17 protein-coding genes are annotated in these 14837 nt (G+C 44.4%); 14 read left to right on the top strand and 3 right to left on the bottom strand.

The window, feature by feature from the left end:
- Nucleotides 1–45 precede the first annotated feature (45 nt).
- Nucleotides 46–513: an Lrp/AsnC family transcriptional regulator gene (locus tag Q0203_RS08575; protein ID WP_295974040.1), complete on the top strand. Its 468-nt coding sequence runs from the start codon at nucleotides 46–48 to the stop codon at nucleotides 511–513.
- 79 nt (nucleotides 514–592) lie between these two features.
- Here Q0203_RS08575 and lysS read toward each other — a convergent pair whose 3' ends face one another.
- Together lysS and prfB are read right to left on the bottom strand one after the other, a co-directional pair.
- Nucleotides 593–2101 carry a lysine--tRNA ligase gene (lysS, locus tag Q0203_RS08570; RefSeq protein WP_297931507.1) on the bottom strand — a complete coding sequence of 503 codons (1509 nt, stop codon included), beginning with the start codon at nucleotides 2099–2101 and terminating at the stop codon, nucleotides 593–595.
- 49 nt (nucleotides 2102–2150) lie between these two features.
- Nucleotides 2151–3249 (bottom strand): peptide chain release factor 2 gene (gene prfB / locus Q0203_RS08565; protein WP_297931504.1). Its coding sequence is split into 2 segments (ribosomal slippage): nucleotides 2151–3173 and nucleotides 3175–3249, totalling 1098 coding nucleotides; the frame shifts between segments, so codons are not numbered across the junction.
- A gap of 177 nt (nucleotides 3250–3426) precedes the next feature.
- Between prfB and dsbC the strand changes: the two genes are divergently transcribed.
- The 13 genes from dsbC (at nucleotide 3427) to Q0203_RS08500 (ending at nucleotide 14075) form a co-directional block, all read left to right on the top strand.
- Nucleotides 3427–4110: a bifunctional protein-disulfide isomerase/oxidoreductase DsbC gene (gene dsbC / locus Q0203_RS08560; protein WP_297931502.1), complete on the top strand. Its 684-nt coding sequence runs from the start codon at nucleotides 3427–3429 to the stop codon at nucleotides 4108–4110.
- A gap of 13 nt (nucleotides 4111–4123) precedes the next feature.
- Nucleotides 4124–5857, top strand: a complete 1734-nt coding sequence (recJ, locus tag Q0203_RS08555; protein ID WP_297931499.1) for a single-stranded-DNA-specific exonuclease RecJ — start codon at nucleotides 4124–4126, stop codon at nucleotides 5855–5857.
- 7 nt (nucleotides 5858–5864) lie between these two features.
- Nucleotides 5865–6524: a thiol:disulfide interchange protein DsbA/DsbL gene (locus Q0203_RS08550; RefSeq protein ID WP_295974052.1), complete on the top strand. Its 660-nt coding sequence runs from the start codon at nucleotides 5865–5867 to the stop codon at nucleotides 6522–6524.
- A 22-nt stretch (nucleotides 6525–6546) separates the two neighbouring features.
- Nucleotides 6547–7239 (top strand): 5'-methylthioadenosine/adenosylhomocysteine nucleosidase, encoded by a 693-nt coding sequence (locus tag Q0203_RS08545; protein WP_297931496.1) that lies wholly within the window; start codon nucleotides 6547–6549, stop codon nucleotides 7237–7239.
- A 152-nt stretch (nucleotides 7240–7391) separates the two neighbouring features.
- Entirely contained in the window at nucleotides 7392–8087 is a 696-nt protein-coding gene (locus Q0203_RS08540; RefSeq protein WP_297931494.1) for a DUF4198 domain-containing protein, read from the top strand.
- A gap of 4 nt (nucleotides 8088–8091) precedes the next feature.
- A complete protein-coding gene (locus Q0203_RS08535; RefSeq protein WP_297931491.1) occupies nucleotides 8092–8592 on the top strand; it encodes a carboxypeptidase regulatory-like domain-containing protein in 501 nt (166 codons plus the stop codon).
- A 2-nt stretch (nucleotides 8593–8594) separates the two neighbouring features.
- Entirely contained in the window at nucleotides 8595–9245 is a 651-nt protein-coding gene (gene cbiM / locus Q0203_RS08530) for a cobalt transporter CbiM (RefSeq protein WP_297931488.1), read from the top strand.
- Nucleotides 9242–9907, top strand: a complete 666-nt coding sequence (locus Q0203_RS08525) for an energy-coupling factor transporter transmembrane protein EcfT (protein WP_297931485.1) — start codon at nucleotides 9242–9244, stop codon at nucleotides 9905–9907. The genes cbiM and Q0203_RS08525 overlap by 4 nt, the downstream gene beginning before the upstream one ends.
- A complete protein-coding gene (locus Q0203_RS08520) occupies nucleotides 9904–10527 on the top strand; it encodes an energy-coupling factor ABC transporter ATP-binding protein (RefSeq protein WP_297931482.1) in 624 nt (207 codons plus the stop codon). The genes Q0203_RS08525 and Q0203_RS08520 overlap by 4 nt, the downstream gene beginning before the upstream one ends.
- A gap of 78 nt (nucleotides 10528–10605) precedes the next feature.
- Complete coding sequence (gene hypB, locus Q0203_RS08515) at nucleotides 10606–11412, top strand: hydrogenase nickel incorporation protein HypB (protein ID WP_297931479.1); 807 nt, start codon at nucleotides 10606–10608, stop codon at nucleotides 11410–11412.
- A gap of 15 nt (nucleotides 11413–11427) precedes the next feature.
- A complete protein-coding gene (hypD, locus tag Q0203_RS08510) occupies nucleotides 11428–12540 on the top strand; it encodes a hydrogenase formation protein HypD (protein WP_297931477.1) in 1113 nt (370 codons plus the stop codon).
- Nucleotides 12540–13553, top strand: a complete 1014-nt coding sequence (hypE, locus tag Q0203_RS08505; RefSeq protein WP_297931474.1) for a hydrogenase expression/formation protein HypE — start codon at nucleotides 12540–12542, stop codon at nucleotides 13551–13553. The genes hypD and hypE overlap by 1 nt, the downstream gene beginning before the upstream one ends.
- 222 nt (nucleotides 13554–13775) lie before the next feature.
- Nucleotides 13776–14075 (top strand): helix-hairpin-helix domain-containing protein, encoded by a 300-nt coding sequence (locus Q0203_RS08500; protein WP_230622357.1) that lies wholly within the window; start codon nucleotides 13776–13778, stop codon nucleotides 14073–14075.
- Nucleotides 14076–14150: 75 nt separating this feature from the next.
- On the opposite strand, the gene Q0203_RS08495 is transcribed toward Q0203_RS08500, so the two are convergent.
- Nucleotides 14151–14753: a hypothetical protein gene (locus tag Q0203_RS08495; protein ID WP_297931469.1), complete on the bottom strand. Its 603-nt coding sequence runs from the start codon at nucleotides 14751–14753 to the stop codon at nucleotides 14151–14153.
- Nucleotides 14754–14837 lie beyond the last annotated feature (84 nt).

Here is a 14837-nt window from a genome sequence, read left to right as displayed (position 1 = left end):
TGTTATAATGCGCTCGCTGTTTCTTTTCTAAAAAAGGATTTTTTTATGTTGAAGAAATTATTCGATAACATTGATACGCGCATTTTAAAAGCTTTACAACGCAACGGACGCTTACAAAATAATGAACTTGCCAATGAAATCGGGCTATCAAATTCAGCTTGTTTACGCCGAGTCAATCATCTTGAAGAAAATGGCGTAATTGATAGTTATGTGGCGTTATTAAACCCCAAGAAAGTCAATTGTCATTTAATCGTTTATGTTCAAGGCACTTTTTTTGAAGAAGATTCGGAACTCAAAGAGCGGTTCATTTTTGAGATAAAATTAATTCCGCAAGTTTTGGAATGCCACTTAATGGCAGGGAGTTACGATTTTTTACTCAAAATGTGCGTTGCCGATTTAGATCAATTCAATAGCATCAAAAATACCTATCTCACTAAAAATATTGGCATCAAAACCCTCAAATCTGAAGTCGCCTTAAAAACGGTAAAATCCACCACCGAGTTGCCATTATAAATATCAATTAATGCTCATAAAAAAACGGATTTCGATATCACACCGAAATCCGTTAATTTTTCCGTTTTACTTCATGCCATTATTTCTGACGCATTGCTGGGAATAAAATCACATCGCGGATGGATGGGGCGTTGGCGTAAAGCATGGCGAGACGATCGATACCCAACCCTTCGCCGGCTGTTGGTGGTAAACCGTGTTCAAGGGCGACAACGAAATCTTCGTCTTTGAACATCGCTTCATCATCACCGGCTTCTTTGGCCGCCACTTGAGCGTCAAATCGTTCATTTTGATCTTCCGCATCGTTTAGCTCGGAGAAACCGTTACCGATTTCGCGTCCACCGATGAAGAGTTCAAAGCGATCGGTGACTTCCGGATTTTCATCGTTACGACGCGCCAACGGAGAAATTTCCGCCGGATGTGCCATTAAGAAAGTCGGTTGAATTAAATGATGCTCTGCCACTTCTTCAAAAATCGCGTTGACAATACTGCCTAAGCCCCAAGATTTTTGTACTTCGATACCCAAGCGAGCGGCAACCGCTTTCGCGCGATCAATATCGTATAAATCTTCTTTTACGATACCTTTGTCTGCACCATATTTAATAGTAGCGTCGTGTAAGGTGATACGCTCGAATGGTTTGCCGAAGTCGAATTCGTATTCGCCGTATTTCACAATGGTGGTGCCTAAAATGTCGATGGCAAGTTTGCGTAACAATTCTTCGGTGTTATCCATTAAATCGTGGTAGTCGGCATAGGCTTGGTAGTATTCAAGCATGGTAAATTCCGGATTGTGACGAACGGAAACGCCTTCGTTACGGAAGTTACGGTTCAATTCAAATACGCGTTCAAAGCCACCGACCACCAAGCGTTTTAAGTAAAGCTCAGGGGCAATACGCAAGTACATATCTACGTCTAATGCATTATGGTGTGTCACGAAAGGACGTGCTGAAGCACCGCCCGGAATGACTTGTAACATCGGAGTTTCTACTTCCATAAAGCCTTTGGAAATAAAGTAGTCACGAATACCGGCAACCACTTTTGAACGAATGATAAAAGTGCGGCGAGATTCTTCGTTAGAAATTAAATCCAAGTAACGTTGACGGTAGCGCACTTCTTGGTCAGTTAAGCCATGGAATTTATCCGGTAACGGACGCAATGCTTTGGTCAGCAATTGTACTTCGGTGGCTTTAACGGTGAGTTCGTTGGTTTTGGTTTTGAATAATGATCCTTTTACGCCCACGATATCGCCTAAATCCCAGTGGCCGACATCATCGGCATACACGCCTTCAGGTAGATTGTCGCGTGCAACATAAAGCTGGATTTTGCCGCTCATATCTTGGATGGTGATAAACGTGGCTTTACCCATAGCACGACGAGTCATGATACGACCGGCAACCGCAACTTCAACGTGCTGTTCTTTTAATGCTTCGCCTTCTTCAGAATCATACTTATCATGTAAATCTTGAGCAAGTGCATCACGACGGAATTGGTTTGGAAACGCATTACCTTTCGCGCGCAGGGCGGCTAATTTTTCACGACGGACTAACATTTCGCCGTTTAAATCTAATTCTTTGACTTCTTGTTCTGACATTTTTGTTTACCTTTAATTTTAAAAAACGTGTTTAAAAACGACCGCACTTTTAGAGTCCGGCCTTGAGACTGGCTTCAATAAACCGATCCAAATCACCGTCTAATACGGCTTGTGTATTGCGGTTTTCTACACCGGTACGTAAATCTTTAATACGAGAATCATCTAACACATAAGAACGAATTTGGCTGCCCCAGCCGATGTCGGATTTGTTGTCTTCCATGGCTTGTTTGTCGGCATTTTTCTTTTGCAATTCCAATTCGTACAACTTCGCTTTCAGTTGCTTCATTGCCTGATCTTTATTCTTGTGTTGGGAACGATCGTTCTGACATTGCACCACAATGCCGCTTGGCATATGCGTAATTCGCACCGCACTTTCGGTTTTGTTCACGTGCTGGCCACCTGCACCGGAGGCACGATACACATCGATACGCAAATCGGCAGGATTGATTTCGATATCAATATCATCGTCAATTTCAGGATAGACGAAAACTGCACTGAATGAGGTATGACGACGGTTATTGGAATCAAACGGGCTTTTACGCACCAAACGGTGAATACCGGTTTCTGTGCGTAGCCAGCCGAAAGCATATTCGCCGCTAACACGAATGGTAGCAGATTTAACACCTGCCACATCGCCATCGGAGACTTCCATTAATTCGGTTTTGAATCCTTTGCTTTCCGCCCAGCGCAAATACATGCGAAGTAACATTTCCGTCCAGTCTTGCGCTTCGGTACCGCCGGAGCCGGCTTGCAAATCCACATAGCAATCACAGGCATCGTGTTCGCCGCTGAACATGCGGCGAAATTCCAGTTTGGCGAGTTGTTGTTCCAGTTCGTCTAATTCGGCAACGGCTTCGTTGAAAGTGTCTTCGTCTTCCGCTTCTACGGCCAGTTCCAACAAGCCGTCCACATCTTCTAAGCCTTGCTCTAAATTTTTAATGGTGTTGACCACCTGTTCTAAAGAAACGCGCTCCTTGCCGAGTGCTTGCGCTTTCTCTGCGTCGTTCCATACATCAGGCTGTTCCAATTCGGCGTTGACTTCTTCTAAACGCTCGGTTTTGGCGTCGAAGTCAAAGATACCCCCGAAGCACTGAAGTGCGGTCGGTTAAATCGGTGATTTTATTTTTGATAGGATTGATTTCAAACATGATGATTAACTGTGTTTAAAGACTAAATTAAGTGCAGAATTATAAGGGATTTTCCATAGATTTGGTAGGGCGAAAGGGGATTCATCATGAAAATTGAATCGGGCTTTTGCATAAGCCGCCAATTACTTTTATAATTCGCACTTCTTTTTTAACTATTTCATAATTTAGGAACAAAAAATGAAAAAAATAATAACCGCACTTTCCCTTTTGGCAATGTCTGCCAGCGCTATGGCAGATGATGCTGCGCTAAAAAATAAGCTAGAAAAATTGGGGGTAAAAGACATTGAAATTCAATCCTCTCCGATTAAAGGATTACGCACTGTGATTAGTGATCAAGGTGTTTTTTATGCTGAAGAGGGCGGGGAGTATTTACTGCAAGGTAATATTTACAAGTTGAGTGATAAAGGCATTAGCAATATTTCCAACAATGTATTAATGGACAAATTAAATGCCTTAACAAGTGAAATGATTGTCTATCCGGCGAAAAATGAAAAACACGTTGTCACCGTTTTCATGGACATCACTTGCCATTACTGCCATTTATTGCATCAACAAATCAAAGAATATAACGATTTAGGCATCACGGTGCGTTATTTGGCGTTCCCGCGTGGTGGTGTGGAGACGAAAACAGCGAGTCAAATGGAAGCGATTTTCACTGCGAAAGATCCGGCATTTGCGCTAAATGAAGCAGAAAACGGCAATTTACCAAAAGAATTGAAAACACCGAATATTGTCAAAAAACACTATAATCTTGGCATACAATTTGGCGTGAATGGTACTCCGACCATTGTTACCTCTAAAGGGGAAATTATCGGTGGCTATTTAAAACCACGTGAATTATTAGCCGAGTTAGAAGGCTAATCTAGGTTTCCTTGTGCAAAAACGTATCTTACGCCGCGATGTGCCGGCTGGCGATAAACTCTGTGACGATCCCTTGTTGGATCGTCTTTATCGTTCGCGCCACATTAAAAACGCCAACCAATTAGACCGCACTTTAAGTGCCATGCACCATCCGAACCTTATGTCGGGCATGGATAGCGCGGTAACCTTTCTTCTTGAAGCTTATCAAAAACAACAGAAAATCGTTATTGTAGGCGATTTCGATGCCGATGGCGCAACCAGTACCGCATTGGCGGTGCTTGCGCTACGTCAGTTGGGCTTTGCCAATGTCACCTATTTAGTGCCGAATCGTTTCGAGCAAGGTTACGGATTAAGTGTTGCCGTGGCACAAGAGGCCTTGGCTTTAGGCGTTGAGTTGTTAATGACCGTAGATAACGGTGTTTCTTCCCATGAGGGTGTGGCATTTTTAAAGGCGCAGGGGGTGAAAGTGATCGTGACCGATCACCACTTGCCACCGGAAACGCTGCCGAATGCCGACGCCATTGTGAATCCGAATTTGGCGCATTGTGGTTTCCCGTCAAAAAATTTGTCCGGTGTGGGCGTTACTTTTTATCTTATGCTTGCCTTGCGGGCAAAATTCCGCGAAGTTGGTCTATTTGATGCCAAAAATCAGCCGAATTTCACGGAATTGTTAGATTTGGTGGCGTTAGGCACGGTATCCGATGTGGTGCCATTAGATCAAAATAACCGCATTTTAGTTTATCAAGGTATTGCCCGTATTCGCGCCGAGCGTTGTCGTTGCGGTATTCGTGCATTGGCGGAAGTGGCGAAGCGGGATGTGACCCGTTTTGTGGCGGCGGATTTAGGGTTTTCCATTGGACCTCGTTTAAATGCGGCGGGACGGTTGGATAATATGTCCGTGGGCGTAGAGCTTTTGTTAGCCGAAAACATGGAAACGGCTCGCGCGTTGGCATTAGAGCTGGATGGGTTAAATCAAGCGCGCAAAGAAATTGAGCAAGGCATGAAGTTAGAAGCCTTAACGATCTGCCAAAATTTGTTTGCAAATGCCACCGCACTTGAAACAGAAATCCCCTACGCTATCGTGTTATATCAATCGGATTGGCACCAAGGTGTGCTTGGCATTCTTGCATCACGCATTAAAGATCAATTCCATCGCCCGGTAATTGCATTTGCTCAAGATCAAGCAGGCATCTTAAAAGGTTCTGCCCGCTCCATCCCCGGGTTACATATTCGCGATGTGTTGGAGCGGGTTTATTCACAGCATCCAGATTTGATCCTGAAGTTTGGCGGGCATGCCATGGCGGCAGGATTGAGTATTCAAGAAAGCCGCTTTGACGATTTTCGTCAGATTTTTAACCAGACAGTCAGTGAATTATTGGTGGAAGACCAATTACAAGGCACGATTTGGACTGACGGCGAATTAAATGCGAACTTGTTAAACTTGGCGACGGCAGAAACGTTGCGTCAAGGCGGGCCTTGGGGACAGGCATTCCCCGAACCTTTGTTCGACGGCGAATTTAAAATTCTGCAACAACGCTTAGTGGGCGAAAAACACTTAAAAATGATGGTGGAACCCAAACTGGGCGGACCTTTGTTAGATGCTATCGCCTTTAACGTGGATACACGCTATTATCCTGATTTATCTGTAAAAACGGCAAGATTCGTCTATAAACTTGACATTAATGAGTTTCGTGGCAATCGCGATGTTCAGCTGTTGGTGGATTATATTGAACCCTTGGAAAGTTAGGCACATGATGTCAAGGCTTAGATTACTCATCGTTTTATTCTTTATCAGCGGATTTGCCGTTGCGCAAGAAAGCGTGTCTCATCTGCCTGCGCTAGATGAAGCCAGCCGCCTGTTTGAAGAAGGCAAAGACTATTTTTCTTACCAAGAACCGATCACGCTGCCGCCTCGAAAAGATCATCGCATTCCGATTCAATTCTTTTTTGATTACGATTGTCGTGTTTGCTCTTCTGCCCAAGACATTCTTGAACTTTATAGTCAAATTAACCGCGATCGCGTGGTATTAACCGAATATCCAGTAGCAACCGCGAAAACGCGTTTTTCTGCAACGGTTTTTTATAGTTTGCAAGCGTTAAATGCCGATAACTTGTCTTCCGCCTTGCTGTTTGAAACCGCTGAAAAAAGCCAATATACGAAACTCTCTCAAATAGACAATCTGTTGGCGTGGCTTGGGCGACAAGGCATTGAGCGCAACCGTTTTTTACAAACCTATACTTCGGAACAGATTAAACAACAGGTAGATGAGGCAATACGTTTAACCGAAGATTACGGCGTGTTTACCTTTCCTTATGTCATTATTGACGGCAAATATGTGTTGACTGCCAGTACCTTATATAACGACGATTATGCCCTCGCGGTATTAGATTTTTTAATTAACAAAAAACAATAGCAAACCAGTACAAAGGATAGTTATGAAAATCGGGATTGTTGGCGCGATGGCGCAAGAAGTAGAAATTTTAGTCAATTTAATGACGGATAAGATCGTCACAAAATTAGCTTCCGGCACGATTTATGAAGGCAACATTCAAGGAAAACAGGTTGCCTTATTGCAATCCGGTATCGGCAAAGTTGCCGCCGCCATGGGAACAACGGCGTTATTGCAATTAGCCAAACCGGATCTTGTAATTAACACCGGTTCTGCCGGTGGCGTAGCGGAAGGTTTAAACATTGGTGATGTGATTGTTTCCACTGAAACGCAATATCATGATGCGGATGTGACGGCTTTCGGTTATGCCAAGGGGCAATTGCCCGCATGCCCGGTCAGTTTTGTGTCTGATACTAAACTTGTTGAGTTGGTAGATCGCGTTGCAACCCAATTAGGACAACACGTGAAACGTGGGTTAATTTGTTCCGGCGACAGTTTTATCCAAGGCGGTGAACGCTTGGCACAAATTAAACAAGATTTCCCGAAGGTGATTGCCGTGGAAATGGAAGCCACCGCGATTGCGCAGGTGTGCCATGCGTTTAACGTACCTTTTGTGGTCGTTCGTGCGATTTCTGATGCGGGGGATGGCAAAGCGAATATGTCCTTTGAAGAATTCCTTCCGTTGGCGGCGAAACAATCTTCTGACATGATCGTTGCCATGTTGGCTGAATTGAATTAATCCCTTCTCTCCGCGTACGGTGTATCGTACGCGGACGACATCTTCTAACCTATCTCTCTCATTTTTCATCTATTTTTCTAAAAAAACGCTTGATTCTGGAGTTGCTCTATATTTTATCATGAGCCAAACTTAACGATAAAAGGAGACATCAAATGAAATTTCTAAAAACAAGCGTAATTTGTACCGCACTTTTCGCGGCATCACTTGCTAACGCGCATAACGTTTGGTTAGAGCCCGTTAAAGACGCCAATGCTACAGGGCAATATGTGGTGAAATTTGGTCACGAACAGACAGAAGCTTACCCTGAACAAAAATTGAAAGCGGTTAAGTTGCTGGATAATAAAGGCAATGTTACTAACGCAACCTATCAATTTAAAGAAGGTGAAGCTTATCTTAATGCGGAGAAAGCCTCACAAGTGTTTATTCGTTTTGATAACGGTGTTTGGTCTAAATTGCCAAGCGGTAAATATGTAGAAAAAACGAAACAACAAGAACCGACAGCCGAACTTTCTGTGAATCCGGTGAAATTCGGTAAAGCCGTATTACAGTGGGACGATCAAGCGATGAAAGCGCACGGCATGGAATACGAATTGGTGCCTCAAGCACAACCAAAAGCCGGAAAACCATTGTCGATTTTAGTGTTACACAAAGGCAAACCGGTGAAAGACATTAAAGTGGGACTAGGCGAAGATGCGCCGTTCAATTTAACCAACGACAAAGGTATCGCTGAATTTACCCCACAAGCCGGTTACAACAAAGTTTGGGCTGAATTTGAGGAAAACGTCAAAGGCAATCCGGATTACGATAGCCGTTCTATTGAATACATGTTGACCTTTGATGCTGAGTAATCGCATGAAAAAAACGTTGCGTATTCTGACCGCACTTTTTCCCTTGTTGTTTGCCCCTCATGCTTTCGCGCACGCGCTTTATGTGTTCGCCCAGTATGATGGGCAAACCGTGACGGGAAAATCCTATTATTCCGATATGACCCCTGCTGCGGAAACCTATGTGGAAGTATTACGTCATGGAGAAAATCAGCCATTAATGACGGGCAAAACCGATAACCGTGGTTATTTTCACTTTCCGTTGGTGGTTAAACCGAAAGTCGCCTTAAAAGTGGTTGTCGAAGGGGAAGAAGGGCATCGGGCGGCGGTAGTGGCAGATCGCATCACCGCAACGCCAAATACGCCAACTCAAGCGAGCGATGAAAGCTTGTTGTTACTGCGTGGTGATATTGCGCAGTTACGCGACAAAATTTACCTGCACGATATTTTAGGTGGCATTGGCTACATCGTTGGCATTGCGGGCATTGCCGCTTGGTTAAGTGCCCGCAAATTAAGAAAAGGGCGTTAATAATGCATTTGTCAGAAGGCGTGCTGCATACGCCGGTATTGTTAGCGGGCGTTGTTTTCGCGGTGATTGGGGTGGCTGTCGGATTACGCCGTTTAGAGAGTGAACGTTTGCCTTTAACGGCGTTGTTTGCTGCGGCATTTTTTGTTGCCGGCACTATTCATGTGCCCGTGGGCATTGGCAGCGTTCACTTGATTTTAAATGGCATGGCAGGTTTATTTCTTGGCTGGGCAGTCTTCCCGGCCTTTCTTATTGCCTTACTGTTGCAAGTGCTGTTCTTTTCCTTTGGTGGCTTTGCCGTGTTAGGCGTAAATTTGTGTGTGATGGCATTGCCGGCAGTAGCAGCACATTATTTATTACGTGGCTATTTACAGCCTGACATGGGGCTCATGGCGAAACTGTTCACCGGTATAGGTGCCGGCGTCATTGGCGTAGGCGGAGCGGGGGCGTTAGCCTCTCTTGTCTTGTCGTTGGACGGTGGCAAACATTATCAGGATTTAATCGCCTTATTGCTGTTGTCACATTTACCGGTATTCGTGTTAGACGGCATTATCAGCTACGGCGTGATTTCTCTCCTCAGCAAAATGTACCCGAGTGCATTACAATCTATTGGCATGTCATTGAACGTTGACGATACCAAACGGTGCGCACAATGAGCCCCGTTTTTCAGCATTTTTTTCCACCGCACTTTTTTGCACCTCGTTGGCGTCTGATTTACCTATTCCTTTGGGGCTTGGTGATCAGCGCCTTGTCTCAACCTTCTTTGTTGCTATGGTTGAACGGCATCACTTTAATTTTATTAGCGATCTTGATTTATCATGGTCATGAGCCTTATTTTTCCTATCTAAAACGTTGGCTGGTCTTCAACGGATTTACCTTATTACTTTGGGCAACCTTAAGTTGGCGTATTGGCAGCGAAGGCATTGAACTTAATCCCGAGGGCATGGAGACCGCGTTATTAATTAGCTTACGCATGAACCTCCTGCTATTTTCCTTATGGTTATTGCTGTGGAAAATGAATGACGCCGTATTGGTGCAAGCCATCGGGAAATTGCCCTTGCCGCCAAAATTAATTTGGCTTTTTGTCCTCACGGTGCGTTATATTGCACTGTTAGGTGAGTTGCAAGAAAAAATGGATTTGGCGATGCGTGCGCGAGGGTATCATGCCGGTTTGAATCGCCGAACGTTGTATGTCACCGCACAACGGGTTGCGCTTTTACTGGTGCATGCTTTACTCAAAGCGGAAACGGCACAAATCGCGCTCAAATGTCGTGGCTTCCGTTTTGGTGAAAAGACAAATTTAAGTGGGGAAAAATGACAGTTTTACAAGTCAACGGATTGCAAATTACACGAGGTGAACGACGGATTATCGACAATCTGTCTTTTCAAATTGAAGCAGGTCAGCGCTTTTTTGTGCAGGGCGAAATCGGCACAGGCAAAACCACTTTATTGCTGGCTTTGTTAGGCTTTGTGCCTGTTGCTCGCGGCGAGATTCGTCTATTCGGACAGTTGTGTCGAGAAGAAAAAGATTTTGCGCCTTTTCGTGGTACCGTGGGGCTTTGTTTTCAGCACGCCGATGACCAACTGTTCGGACCAACCGTATTAGACGATGTTGCCTTCGGGCCGTTAAATCAAGGCTTGTCTCACCAACAGGCGTATGCGGTGGCTTTACAGCAACTGGAACGCTTAGGTATTGCCCATTTGCAGGATCGCACCGTACATACCTTATCCGGCGGGGAAAAGAATTTTACTGCGTTGGCAGGCGTGTTGGCGATGCAACCGAAAATGTTACTGTTAGACGAGCCGACTAACGGATTGGATCGCAAAAATACTGAAAAACTGACCGCACTTTTGCGCGACTTGTCGTTGCCTATGCTGGTGGCGTCTCATCATCAAGGATTTACGGCTGAATTGGCCGATGATGTTCTGACTTTATGATCTCAATCAACCCGTAAAATCAAAGGTTGTGCTACCCTAGCGAGGTTTTTTGTAACCAGATCGTTAAGGGGCAATATTATGTGTACAACTTGTGGTTGTGGACATCCTGAACAAGTCAGAATCGGTGAGGTAGCACATTCTCATCATGACCATGACGGCACGCAAAGTGCGGTCAAAAATCCGAACTTTTCTCATTTCAAATTTCACTCGGTAGAATCGGCTTCTGAAGCCAGTGAAACGCAAAAACGCCTGTTAAAAGTAGAGCAGGACGTGTTAGGTAAAAATAATCAAATTGCGGCGCACAACCATTTTCTTTTCCAACAACAGCATATTCTTGCACTGAATTTGGTGTCCAGCCCGGGTTCCGGCAAAACCACTTTGCTCACCACGACGTTAAACGCACTGAAAAATGACCGCACTTGTTATGTCATTGAAGGCGATCAACAAACAGAAAATGATGCGGATCGTATTCGAGCCACCGGTGTTGCCGCCATTCAAGTCAATACCGGCAAAGGGTGCCATTTGGATGCCCAAATGATCAATGATGCGTTGTTCAAACTTGAGCCGAAACAAGACAGCCTACTGTTTATTGAAAACGTAGGTAACTTGGTTTGCCCGTCAGAATTTGATTTAGGCGAAAAAGCCAAAGTGGTGATTTTGTCCGTGACTGAAGGCGAAGACAAACCGTTGAAATATCCACACATGTTTGCTGCTTCTAAGTTAATGATTTTAAACAAAGTCGACTTATTGCCATACCTTAATTTTGATGTGGAAAAATGTATCGCTTACGCCAAACAAGTGAATCCGCAAATTGAAGTGATTCAACTTTCTGCGACTACCGGTGAGGGCTTAAAAGCCTGGTTGGATTGGTTACAGGCTCAATAAGGATGTAGAAACAAAATGCAGTTTATTGATGAGTTTCGTGATCCCAAATTAGCGAAAAGTTTAGTCAACCGCCTGAATGAATTAATGGCGAAATTGCCGCAATATACGGCAGAAAATCCGCTCTATCTAATGGAAGTTTGCGGTGGGCATACGCATACCATTTTTAAATTTGGTTTAGATCGCCTGTTGCCGAAAAGCATTGAATTTATCCATGGCCCCGGTTGCCCTGTATGTGTCTTGCCGATGGGACGTATTGACGTGTGCATTGACATTGCGCAGAAACCGGATGTCATTTTCTGTACTTTTGGCGATGCTATGCGGGTGAAAGGGCGTCGAGGTTCCTTGTTGGAAGCCAAAGCGAAAGGCGCTGATGTGCGCATCGTGTATTCACCGTTGGATGCGATGAATATTGCGGTGAACAATCCGGACAAAAAAGTGGTGTTCTTCTCTCTTGGTTTTGAAACCACCATGCCGAGCGCCGCAGTGACTTTGCAGCAGGCGAATAAGCTAAATATTCAAAATTTCTGGGTGGTGTGCCAAAACATTACCATCATTCCAACGCTACATAGTTTGCTTTCACAAGATTATGTAAAAATTGACGGCTTCCTTGCGCCAGGGCATGTGAGCATGGTGATCGGCACGTCGCCTTATCAATCCATCGTGGATAAATATCACAAACCTTTCGTCATCACGGGCTTTGAGCCGTTAGACATTTTGCAAGCCATTGTGATGTTGGTGCAGCAATTTGTGGATGGGCGTTGCGAAATTGAAAATCAATATAAACGTATCGTGCATTCCGAAGGTAACCTGCTGGCACAACAAGCCATGTGTGAAGTGTTCCAACTGAAAAAATCCAGCGAATGGCGGGGCTTAGGTGAAATTGAAGAGTCAGGAGTAGAGCTGACTGACGCTTATAAACGTTTTGATGCGGAAGTGTATTTCCACAGCCAACCGCAACAAGTGGCAGATGACCCGAATTCTCGTTGCGGCGACGTGCTCACCGGCAAATGTAAACCTTCAGATTGTCCGTTATTTGGCACGCAATGTAACCCGGACAATGCCTATGGCGCTTTAATGGTGTCCTCAGAAGGAGCGTGCGCCGCCTACTATCAATATCGGAGAGAATAATGACAGATTTCATCACCATGGCACACGGCAACGGCGGCGGCGCCATGCAAAAACTCATTCAGGATTATTTCGTCGAAGCTTTTGACAATCCCATTCTTGCGCAAGGGGAAGACCAAGCCCGCTTGCCCTTAGCAGAGCTCATGGCTCAAGGGGAACAGCTTTCTTTTAGTACCGACAGTTTCGTTATCGACCCGATTTTCTTTCCCGGTGGCAATATCGGTAAACTTGCCGTGTGTGGCACATTAAACGATGTGGCAGTGTGTGGCGCCGTGCCGAAATATCTCTCTTGCGGTTTTATTTTAGAAGAAGGCTTGCCCTTAGCAGAACTCAAAGAAATCATTCAAGCCATGGCAAAAGCTTGCCAAGCTGCCGGTGTGCAAGTGGTGACGGGCGATACCAAAGTGGTGCAAAAAGGCGCGGTGGATAAAATCTTTATTAACACCAGTGGCATTGGTGTTATCCCGCAAGGCATCGATTGGGGTATGCACCGTATTGAAGCGGGCGATAAGATTATCGTCAGCGGCACTATCGGCGAACACGGCGCGACCATTCTCAACTTGCGTGAAAGCCTAGGGATTCAAACGGATCTCAAAAGCGACTGCGCGGTTCTTGCGCCACTCATCGATTTATTGCGCCCGATTGAGGGCGTAAAAGCGGTACGTGATGCTACTCGTGGCGGCGTAAATGCGGTGTTACACGAATTTGCTGCCGCCCAACAATTAGGCATGCAAATCAACGAAGACGATTTACCCATCCGTTCTGAAGTGCGTGGCATTTGTGAATTGCTCGGCTTAGAAGCCTTAAATTTTGCTAACGAAGGCAAATTGGTGATTATTGCTTCCCCCGAAAAAACACCTGAAATTCTGACCGCACTTCATTCCCATGAATTAGGCAAAAATGCCACCGTGATTGGCGAAGTGACGACGGATAAAAAAGTCAGATTATTAGGCAGTTTCGGGCAGTCACGGTTGTTGGATTTACCGATGAATGAGCCGTTGCCGAGGATTTGTTAGGGATCTTACTTTCTTTTGCTTGCACAAAAGAAAGTAAGCAAAGAAAAGTGCGGTGGGATTTTAGATTGTTTTTTGCGGTGAAAAACATTTGGGATTTCAACCGCACTTTTGTTCTTTAAATTCCCCAAAGGGGAATGACTATGCTTAACCTAGGGTAACTTGTTACCCTAGGCAAAAATGGCCAAAGTGTCCACTCTTAGATCAAAACAGGAGCCATAAAACATGAACCCATCCAAAGTCCAACGGGATAAATTGCACCAACTAACGGATTTACCGAATGTAGGAAAGGCAGTTGCGGAAGATTTGCGGAAACTAGGGATTAACACGCCGCAGGATTTGTTGGGGCATGATGCCTATGCCATGTATTACACACTTTGTGAGTTAACCGGTATGCAGCATGATCCTTGTATGATAGATGTCTTTTTATCTTTAACTGATTTTATGCAAGGAAACGAGCCGAAGCCTTGGTGGGCATTTACCGCACAGCGTAAGGCTTATTTATCGCAATTAAACAGACAATAACGGTATTTGTTTTGATGCGATTATCTTTTGTTGACGTGTGTCCTGTGTTTTTGTTCTGCCGTATCTCCGCTAGAGTTATATAACTTTTTGAAACCAATTATCCAAGAAAGCCAATTGTTCTTCCGTATGAAACCAATGTTCCCCATTATTCATAACAGTCATACTTGCGTCGATATGATTTGCAAAATTTCGCATTGTTTCTAAGGAAGTGATATTGTCATTGCCTGCGTAAAGAATATGGCTTGGTATATTCCAAGTTATCGGATGGTTTCTGGCATAAGAAAAATACTCCCAAGATAAGCTTTCATTTAAGGATGTTGTAATTATTTTATCTTTGTATAGCTGTTCTTCCGATATGTTTAACCTCGCCATCATGTTTAAAATTAATTTTTCCATATCCACTATTGGGGAAATAAACATCGCTTTTTTAATGGGTTTATTGGCTAAAGAGAGCAGAGAATAATACGCACCAATACTATTTGCGATTAAAGAAATTTCACGATATTTAGGGACTAGAGAATCGAAGAATTTTGGAAATTCGACTTTAGCCTCCCAAGGTAATTCCGATTTATAATCAAACCCGATAACGTCATATTCATCACTGAAAAATTTTTTATAGTAGTAAGCTTCATTTGCATTTCCGCCTTTACCATGTATGTATATCACAGCATTTTTCATTCTAGCTCCCAGGCCGACTCCGATAGCGCACGCTTCCTGGTGTGCCCCCACGATGGCGCGCGTCTCCTGACGCGTGCCTTATTT

It is taken from the genome of uncultured Aggregatibacter sp. (genome assembly GCF_938046485.1).
In the GTDB taxonomy this organism is placed as follows: domain Bacteria; phylum Pseudomonadota; class Gammaproteobacteria; order Enterobacterales; family Pasteurellaceae; genus Aggregatibacter.
Note: the sequence above shows the minus strand (reverse complement) of the source record. Positions and strands in the feature narration are given on the sequence as shown.